Origin of the sequence: Mycetocola manganoxydans (assembly GCF_003667545.1) — a bacterium.
Taxonomy (GTDB): Bacteria; Actinomycetota; Actinomycetes; order Actinomycetales; family Microbacteriaceae; genus Mycetocola_A; species Mycetocola_A manganoxydans.
Map to the genome: position 1 here is coordinate 51,970 of NZ_RCUV01000010.1, position 6,120 is coordinate 58,089.

Sequence of the window (6,120 nt, forward strand, 5' to 3'; positions counted from 1 at the left end):
TAGATTTAGTCAGTTGACTTGTGCCCTCGGGCGCCAATTTTCCCTGCCATGCGACTCGCCGCAGCGGAGATTTCCAAACGTGGAGTAAGTGATTATGAGCAAGAGAACGTTCCAGCCGAACAACCGTCGTCGCGCCAAGGTGCACGGTTTCCGCCTGCGTATGCGCACCCGTGCCGGCCGCGCCATCCTGGGTGCACGCCGTCGCAAGGGCCGCACCGAACTCTCCGCGTAGCATCCCGACCTCGGCAACCCGTCGTTTTCGTGCTCGCTAAAGCGCAACGCATCACGAGTGCGGACGACTACAAACGGGTTGTACGACGCGGCCGACGGATCGCTGGCGTGAACTGTGTGACCTACCAAACGATGAACCCGAATGGCGGAGCTCCGCGATTCGGGTTCATTGTTGCAAAAACGGTTGGCAACGCAGTCGTCCGTAACCGTGTCCGCCGACGGTTGAAGGCAATCGCGTTCGACCTGGCACGGACGTTACCGGACGGCGCCGAGACGGTGTTTCGTGCTCTTCCTCCCGCAGCGACCGCGGATTTCAGCGATTTGAATACCGAGGCTCAGCGATCGACCGCGCGTCTGGTGGCGAAGTCATGACCGGTGCCGTCGTGGACGCGAGTGAAGGGGCAGACGCAATGCACAGCATCCTGTTGCTTCCTCGCAATGCGGCGGTGGCCGCTCTTATCGCCTACCGCACAGTGATCTCCCCGCTTTATGGCGACGTGTGCAGGTACTATCCCTCTTGTTCTGCTTATGCGATGCACGCGATTGCACAGCATGGCGCGGTAATCGGTTCTGGACTCGCTCTTCGGCGAATCTCGCGCTGCCACCCGTGGGCTGCGGGCGGGGTCGATGATGCTCCCCTCAAGAAAAACTTCAAATACAGCGTGACCCCGCGTGGGTTCGTTGTTACAGCACGCCACCGAAAGGGCTAACTCCCACATGGATCTCCTGTCGATCATCCTTTGGCCACTGAAGTGGGCCGTGGAGCTCATCCTCGTGGGCTGGCACTCGCTGTTGTCGGCGCTCGGAATGCCTCCCGCCGACGGTCTCACCTGGGTGCTGTCGATCGTGGGACTCGTTCTCGTGGTGCGGGCGCTTTTGATCCCGCTGTTCGTCAAGCAGATCAAGAACCAGCGGCGCATGATGGAAGTCGCGCCGCAGCTGAAGAAGATCCAGGACAAGTACAAGGGTAAGAAGGATCAGTTCAGTCGCGAGGCCATGAGCCGCGAGACCATGGAGCTGTACAAGAAGACTGGTACGAACCCGCTGGGTTCCTGTCTCCCGCTGCTGGTGCAGATGCCGATTTTCTTCGCGCTGTTCTCCGTGCTCAACGACTCTCAGACGGGCAAGTCGGGAGTCGGCCCGCTGAACGAAGCTCTGTCGGAGCAGTTCGGCTCGTCCTCGCTGTTCGACCTCGCTCCCCTGCACATGAGCTTCTCCTCGGCGATGAACGCTGCGGGCGGCCCCCAGGTCGGCGTGATGATCGTCGCCGCGATCATGGTCGTACTGATGACCGCGTCGCAGTTCATCACCCAGCTTCAGATCGTCTCGAAGAATATCTCCGACGAGACCAAGGCCAGCCCGATGTTCAAGCAGCAGCGCATCCTGCTCTACATCCTCCCCTTCGTCTTCCTCTTCTCCGGCTTCGCCTTCCCGCTCGGTGTCATGTTCTACTGGCTCGTATCGAACATCTGGACCATGGTTCAGCAGTTCATCATCATCCGGAACATGCCGATGCCCGGGACCGAAGCAGCCAAGGAACGCGAAGAGCGTCTCGCGCGCAAGGGCAAGCTCAAGCCAGCCGACGGTGCGGCTGGTGACACTCTCGTGATCGAAGAGAAGAAGCCCGCCCAGCGGCAGCAGCCGGTCGGTAAGAACCGCGCCAAGAAGGCCGGCGCCCCGAAGGCCCAGGCACCGACAGGTCCAGCAGCGCCGAAGTCCGGTGGCACAGCGCCAACGACGCCCGCGCCGAAGGCCGCTCCTGCAGCACCCACTTCTCCTGCCGCGGGCTCCAAGCCCGACGCAAGTAAAGCTCCCAAGAACAACGGAAAGTAGCGCCATGTCAGACGTGATCGACAACCAGACCGACGTCGCAGTCGTCCGAAACGACTCCCCCACCGTTACCCAGCTCGAAGAAGAGGGCGACGTTGCCGCGGATTACATCGAGGAATTCCTCGACATCTGCGATCTCGATGGAGACATCGACATCGACGTCCGCAACGGGCGTGCGTACGTGGCCGTGACCGCTGCCGAGGGAAGCAACATCCGCGTTCTCTCGAAGCCGGATGTCGTCAGCGCGCTCCAGGAACTGACTCGCCTCGCTGTGCAGAGCAAGACCGGCGCGTTCTCCCGCCTCATCCTTGACATCGGCGGATCACGCGATGCGCGTCAGGCAGAGCTGAGCGTTCTCGTCGACAGTGCAATTGCGCAGCTCGACGGCGGAGCGGCATCCGCAGCTCTTCCTCCGATGTCAAGCTACGAGCGCAAGCTAGTCCACGATGTTGTCTCTGACCGGGGCTTTGTCTCCACTTCGCACGGCGAAGGTCGCGATCGTCACACGGTAATCACGCGCGCCTGAGGTTCGGTTTCACGTGAAACGGTGATCGTCCCCCGGTGGTCGAGCGTGTCGAGTGCGCGTTCCGGTGATCGAGCGTGTCGAGATCGTTCGCTGTCATTTCGACGGGCTCAATGACCACCCCGGTGATCGAGCTTGTCGAGATCGTTCGCGGTCATTTCGACGGGCTCAATGGCCACCCACCCCGGTGATCGAGCTTGTCGAGATCCCCTCCCGCGTGGACCCGACCTCACCACACTCGCGGACCGAATAGAGTTAACCCAACATGACTGACGCCACTCTTGAGCCCGAGCCTGCTGCCGCCGCGACCCTCCTGGGTGATCGACTCGAGCTCACTCGCCGGTTCACCGAGAACCTCGCGAAGCACGGAGAAGAGCTGGGTCTGATCGGTCCCCTCGAGCTCCCCCGCCTGTGGACCCGTCATGTGCTCAACAGCGCCCTCGTCGCCCCGCTTCTGCGTCCGGGCTTGGTTGGTGATGTCGGTTCCGGTGCCGGCCTTCCTGGTCTTGTTCTCGCAATTGCGCGCCCGGATGTGCAATTTGTTCTTATCGAGCCGATGGAGCGGCGCGTCGCTTGGCTAAATGATCAGGTCAACGAGCTTGAACTCAGCAATGTGTCTGTTCTCCGCGAGCGCGCAGAAGACGTGCGCCTGACGGCGCGCCTCGATCAAGTCACTGCACGCGCTGTCAGCGCTTTCAAGAAGCTCCTTCCGCTGACTGCTCCCCTTGTGCGCGATGGAGGAGAGCTGGTCCTCTTGAAGGGCGCGAACGCCCAGAACGAAATTGACGCCGCTCAGAAAGAGATGCGCAAGTACAAGGTGAGCGACGCCCGCGTGCAGGTTCTGGGAGAAGGGCTCACGGAGGATGTCACGCGAGTGATCCTCGGTACGGTTCGCAGCTAAACCGGACCCTTCCCCAGACGCATCGTTTCACGTGAAACGATGCGTGGCATCGCCGCTCCTCCACAGTCACGCCGGACCGTTGTCTTCTCCACAGATCGGGACCTCGCGGTGGGCGTGTGCCTCTACCTGACACCGTTGTCCTCATGCCTTACATGTACATTCTCGAGTGCTCCGACGGGACTTACTATGTCGGGAGCACCTGGCACCTGTTGGAGAGGGTGGCTCAGCACAACGACGGGCTCGGGTCCGCCTACACGAGGTCTCGCTTGCCCGTCAGATTGCTCTACAGCGAGGAATATCCCAGCATCGCAGAGGCGTTCGGACGCGAAAAGCAGGTGCAGGGGTGGAGCCGGAGGAAGCGACGTGCTCTCATCGAAGGGCGACATGCGGACCTCCCCGGCATCGTCGAACTGCAGAAGCGGGGATCGGGTGCGAGCGATGAGGAGGCCGGGATCAGGTTGGCTGATCGCTGAAGACTCATCACGTCCGGCGCCTGTAGGCGGCGCCGGGCGTGATGACCGCGTAATGACGTCGGGACCTCGACAAGCTCGATCAGCGAGATAGTGATCTCGACAGGCTCGATCACCGGCCGGTTCGGTCGTTGAGCTTGTCGAAATGGCGACATCAGGACCTCAGGCAGTGTTTCACGTGAAACACGGGGATCTCGACAGGCTCGATCAACGGGATAGGGATCTCGACGAGCTCGATCACCGGGACAGGGATCTCGACGAGCTCGATCACCGGAGGCCTGGGTCGCTCCGGTCATTGAGCTTGTCGAAATGATTGGCACGGAGTGGGAGGTTTCACGTGAAACATCGGGATCTCGACAGGCTCGATCAGCGGGATGCTCGCGCGGCGACGTCAATGGCGGGGGAGCCAGTCCGGTACGGTTGAATCAACGAGAGAACGGAGACCGTTTCACGTGAAACATCCCCAATCTGAAGGAAAGTCGGTGAGTACTACGTCCGTCCAAGAAGAGACATCCCCACTCATGCGGGAGATCCTCGACCTGACCCACCGCCGCAAGAACATCGCTCAATCGACCGTTCCTCTCCCCGGAAAGACGCGAGTTTTCACGGTTTCCAACCAAAAAGGCGGCGTCGGCAAGACGACCACGACGGTCAACGTTGCAGCTGCTCTCGCTAAATCGGGCGCCCGCGTTCTCGTCATCGACCTCGACCCGCAGGGCAACGCGTCCACCGCCCTCGGTGTCGATCATCATGCTGAGATCCCGAGCATCTACGACGTGCTGATCGACGACTTTCCCCTCGCTGACGTTGTGCAAAAGAGTCCTGAGTTCGACACTTTGTATTGCGCACCGTCAACCATCCACCTGGCCGGCGCCGAGATCGAGCTCGTCTCTCAGGTCGCACGCGAACACCGACTCCGGACAGCACTCGAGCAGTTCATCGGTGAAGCCGAAGAGCCGTACCACTACGTCTTCATTGATTGCCCTCCGTCGCTGGGGCTGCTCACAATCAATGCTTTCGTGGCCGCCCAAGAGGTCCTCATCCCGATTCAGGCCGAATATTACGCTCTGGAGGGGCTCAGTCAGCTTCTGAACAGCATTCAGCTCATCCAGAAGCACCTGAATCCCACTCTGAGGCTCTCCACAATCCTCCTGACGATGTACGACGGTCGCACGAACCTCGCCCACCAGGTGGCTGACGACGTTCGCGAGCACTTCCCGAAAGAAGTCCTGAAGACCCTGATCCCGCGTGCCGTTCGCATCTCCGAAGCTCCGAGTTTCGGCCAGACCGTGATCAGCCACGACCCGAGCGGCGTCGGAGCCATCTCCTATCTCGAAGCAGCGGCCGAAATCGCCACTCGCTATGCACAACAGAACAAAACAGCACCATCCACTGAAGGAGCAACACACTAATGGCTGCGAAACGCACCGGTCTCGGCCGAGGAATCGGATCACTCATCCCCACAGCGACACAGGAGATGACTGACAACGGCCGTCCCGTCGATGTGTTCTTCCCGGACAACAACGCCGCTCGCGCAAGCGACTCCGATCTCGTCGAGGTCCCAGGCGCCCGCCTGGTCAACCTCAACCCGAAAGACATCGCGCCCAACGCCGTCCAGCCACGAACCCACTTCGACGCTGAGCACCTCGCTGAACTGGTTCACAGTATTCGCGAGGTCGGTGTCCTCCAGCCCATAGTCGTACGCGAGCATCCCAGTAAGAAGGGCAAGTTCGAGCTCATCATGGGTGAGCGTCGACTTCGCGCGACAAAGGAACTCGGGCTCGACAGTATCCCGGCGGTCATCAAGGAGACCGCTAACGAGGATATGCTCCGCGACGCGCTTCTGGAGAACCTCCACCGGGCGAACCTGAACCCGCTCGAGGAAGCATCCGCCTACCAGCAGCTGCTCTCGGACTTCGACATCACCCAGGACCAGCTTGCACAGCGAATTGGCCGGTCACGGCCACAAATCACGAACACGATCCGGCTGCTCAAGCTGCCGGAAGCCGTCCAGAAGCGAGTCGCTGCCGGCGTCCTGACGGCCGGTCACGCCCGCGCGGTTCTCTCGGTGGGCGCCCCGGCAGCGAAGCAGCGCCTCGCCGACAAGATCGTCAACGAAGATCTCTCCGTGCGGGCCGCAGAAGCCGCCGCCGCCCAGGGGTTGG

9 protein-coding genes are annotated in these 6,120 nt (G+C 61.2%); all 9 read left to right on the top strand.

Annotated elements, in window-relative coordinates:
- Window positions 1-94: 94 nt before the first annotated feature.
- Window positions 95-232 carry a 50S ribosomal protein L34 gene (gene rpmH, locus D9V29_RS10355; protein ID WP_010204566.1) on the top strand — a complete coding sequence of 46 codons (138 nt, stop codon included), beginning with the start codon at window positions 95-97 and terminating at the stop codon, window positions 230-232.
- Between the two features lie 29 nt (window positions 233-261).
- Complete coding sequence (rnpA, locus tag D9V29_RS10360) at window positions 262-603, top strand: ribonuclease P protein component (protein WP_121673250.1); 342 nt, start codon at window positions 262-264, stop codon at window positions 601-603.
- Window positions 604-641: 38 nt separating this feature from the next.
- Window positions 642-941, top strand: coding sequence for a membrane protein insertion efficiency factor YidD (gene yidD, locus D9V29_RS10365; protein ID WP_308428573.1), 300 nt, complete (start codon window positions 642-644; stop codon window positions 939-941).
- A 7-nt stretch (window positions 942-948) separates the two neighbouring features.
- Complete coding sequence (yidC, locus tag D9V29_RS10370; protein ID WP_121673252.1) at window positions 949-2,064, top strand: membrane protein insertase YidC; 1,116 nt, start codon at window positions 949-951, stop codon at window positions 2,062-2,064.
- A 4-nt stretch (window positions 2,065-2,068) separates the two neighbouring features.
- On the top strand, window positions 2,069-2,587 hold the full coding sequence (locus D9V29_RS10375) for a Jag family protein (protein ID WP_121673253.1): 519 nt from the start codon (window positions 2,069-2,071) through the stop codon (window positions 2,585-2,587).
- 262 nt (window positions 2,588-2,849) lie between these two features.
- On the top strand, window positions 2,850-3,485 hold the full coding sequence (gene rsmG / locus D9V29_RS10380; protein WP_121673254.1) for a 16S rRNA (guanine(527)-N(7))-methyltransferase RsmG: 636 nt from the start codon (window positions 2,850-2,852) through the stop codon (window positions 3,483-3,485).
- A gap of 143 nt (window positions 3,486-3,628) precedes the next feature.
- Entirely contained in the window at window positions 3,629-3,958 is a 330-nt protein-coding gene (locus tag D9V29_RS10385) for a GIY-YIG nuclease family protein (protein ID WP_121673255.1), read from the top strand.
- Window positions 3,959-4,407: 449 nt separating this feature from the next.
- Window positions 4,408-5,367 (top strand): ParA family protein, encoded by a 960-nt coding sequence (locus D9V29_RS10390; RefSeq protein ID WP_373294832.1) that lies wholly within the window; start codon window positions 4,408-4,410, stop codon window positions 5,365-5,367.
- Window positions 5,367-6,120: ParB/RepB/Spo0J family partition protein (locus tag D9V29_RS10395; RefSeq protein WP_121673257.1), on the top strand; the 754-nt coding region annotated here is incomplete at its 3' end. The genes D9V29_RS10390 and D9V29_RS10395, both read left to right, overlap by 1 nt.

What these genes read in the sequence shown, in the direction of transcription:
- rpmH (WP_010204566.1), top strand. Translation starts at nt 95, where the DNA reads ATGAGCAAGAGAACGTTCCAGCCGAACAACCGTCGTCGCGCCAAGGTG.
- yidD (WP_308428573.1), top strand. Translation starts at nt 642, where the DNA reads ATGCACAGCATCCTGTTGCTTCCTCGCAATGCGGCGGTGGCCGCTCTT.
- yidC (WP_121673252.1), top strand. Translation starts at nt 949, where the DNA reads ATGGATCTCCTGTCGATCATCCTTTGGCCACTGAAGTGGGCCGTGGAG.
- D9V29_RS10375 (WP_121673253.1), top strand. Translation starts at nt 2,069, where the DNA reads ATGTCAGACGTGATCGACAACCAGACCGACGTCGCAGTCGTCCGAAAC.
- rsmG (WP_121673254.1), top strand. Translation starts at nt 2,850, where the DNA reads ATGACTGACGCCACTCTTGAGCCCGAGCCTGCTGCCGCCGCGACCCTC.
- D9V29_RS10385 (WP_121673255.1), top strand. Translation starts at nt 3,629, where the DNA reads ATGCCTTACATGTACATTCTCGAGTGCTCCGACGGGACTTACTATGTC.